This window comes from Roseateles sp. P1_C6 (assembly GCF_056406315.1).
The window spans coordinates 1-2227 of the sequence record NZ_JBFUAK010000030.1 but is presented as its reverse complement, the minus strand read 5'-3'; the positions used below and the strand labels follow the sequence as shown (position 1 = coordinate 2227).

Here is a 2227-nt window from a genome sequence, read left to right as displayed (position 1 = left end):
CCCACCCCATTCAGTGATTTCCGTTCAAACCTGACCCACGTATGAACCCTAGCCTGCCGCTATTTGCGGCAGGAGCACTGGAGTGATTGACGTGGCGACACTGAGTGTCATCAGGCGGTGGGCCCTGCGAGAGCAGCTGTCCATCCGCGAGATAGCCCGACGCACCGGCCTGTCTCGCAACACCATCAGGAAGTACCTGCGCGCCGGCGACCAAGAGCCGACCTATGCCAAGCGGGCCAGCAAGAGCCGGCTCGACCCGTTTGCCGAGAAGCTGGCCCACTGGCTCAAGACCGAGGCCGGCAAGACCCGCAAGCAGCGGCGCACCTTGAAGCAGATCCACGCCGAGCTGGTCACGCTCGGCTACGACGGCTCCTACAACCGCGTGGCGGCCTTCGCGCGCGACTGGGCCCAGAAGCGCCAGGAGGCCAAGCAGACGACGGGACGAGGCACCTTCGTGCCGCTGGTCTTCGACGCCGGCGAGGCCTTCCAGTTCGACTGGAGCGAGGACTGGGCCGTGCTGGCTGGCGAGCGCACCAAGCTGCAGGTGGCGCACTTCAAGCTCAGCCACAGCCGGGCCTTCTACGTCCGGGCCTACCTGCTGCAGACCCACGAGATGCTGTTCGACGCCCACAACCACGCCTTCCGCGTGTTCGGCGGCGTGCCCAAGCGCGGCATCTACGACAACATGAAGACCGCGGTGGACAAGGTCCTGAGCGGCAAGGCGCGCGACGTCAACGCGCGCTTCGCCGCGATGGTCAGCCACTACCTCTTCGAGGTCGAGTTCTGCAACCCGGCCTCGGGCTGGGAGAAGGGCCAGATCGAGAAGAACGTGCGTGATGCGCGGCACCGACTCTGGCAACCGGTGCCGGCCTTCCCGAGCCTCGACGCCTTGAATGCCTGGCTGGAAGAGCGCTGCCTGGCGCTGTGGAAGGAGATCTCGCACGGCCAGCAGCCTGGCACCGTGCACGACGTCTGGCAGCTGGAGAAGCCCACGCTGATGCAGCTGCCGAGGCCGTTCGACGGCTTCGTCGAGCACACCAAGCGGGTCTCGCCGACGTGCCTGATCACCTTCGAGCGCACGAGGTACAGCGTGCCGGCGTCGTACGCCAACAGGCCGGTGAGCCTGCGCGTCTACGCCGACCGGCTCGTGGTCGCGGCCGAGGGCAACCTCATCTGCGAGCACAAGCGCGTCATCGACCGGCGCCACGACACCGGCATGGGCCAGACGGTCTACGACTGGCGCCACTACCTGGCCGTGCTGCAGCGCAAGCCCGGCGCGCTGCGCAACGGCGCGCCGTTCACCGAGCTGCCGGTGGCCTTCAAGAAGTTGCAGGCCGAGCTGCTCAAGAAGCAAGGCGGCGACCGCGAGATGGTCGAAGTGCTGGCGCTGGTGCTGCACCACGAAGAGCAGGCGGTGCTGGCGGCCGTCGAGATGGCGCTGGAGGTCGGCGTGCCGACCAAGATGTACGTCATCAACGTGCTGCACCGGCTGCTCGATGGCAAGGCCGATCCACCACCGGTGGACGCGCCACAGGCACTGCGCCTGACGACCGAACCCCAAGCCAACGTGACGCGCTACGACGACCTGCGCAATGAAAGGAAGGTGCGCCATGCGTGACACCAAGATCAACGCCCTCGTCGTCGCACTGCGCGAGCTGAAGATGTTCGGCATGGCCCACGCCGTGGGCGAGCTGGCCGAGCAAGGCGCGCCGGCCTTCGAGGCCGCGCAGCCGCTTCTGGCCCAACTGCTCAAGGCCGAAACCGCCGAGCGCGAGGTGCGTGCGGTGGCCTACCAGCTCAAGCAGGCAAGGTTCCCGGTCTACCGCGACCTGGCCGGCTTCGACTTCAGCCACAGCGAGGTCAACGAGGCCCTGGTGCGGCAACTGCATCTCGGTGACTTCATGGACCGCGCCGAGAACGTCGTGCTCGTCGGCGGCCCAGGCACTGGCAAGACCCACCTGGCCACGGCCATCGGCGTGCAGGCGCTGGAGCACCACCGACGCCGGGTGCGCTTCTTCTCCACGGTCGATCTGGTGAACCAGCTCGAGCAGGAGAAGGTCTGCAACAAGACCGGCCAGATGGCGCACCGGCTGGCTCACATGGACATGGTCGTCCTCGATGAGCTGGGCTACCTGCCGTTCAGCGCGTCCGGTGGCGCGCTGCTGTTCCATCTGCTGAGCAAGCTCTACGAGCGCACCAGCGTCAGCTCTACGAGCGCACCAGCGTC

The 2227-nt window shown here is 66.9% G+C and carries 2 protein-coding genes; both read left to right on the top strand.

Translation table 11 applies throughout. The features are described 5' to 3' along the window. Positions 1–82 precede the first annotated feature (82 nt). A complete protein-coding gene (gene istA / locus AC1D29_RS29515; RefSeq protein ID WP_477904332.1) occupies positions 83–1618 on the top strand; it encodes an IS21 family transposase in 1536 nt (511 codons plus the stop codon). Then, the coding region (locus AC1D29_RS29510) for an ATP-binding protein (protein WP_477904330.1) at positions 1611–2227 on the top strand (617 nt) is incomplete at its 3' end. The genes istA and AC1D29_RS29510, both read left to right, overlap by 8 nt.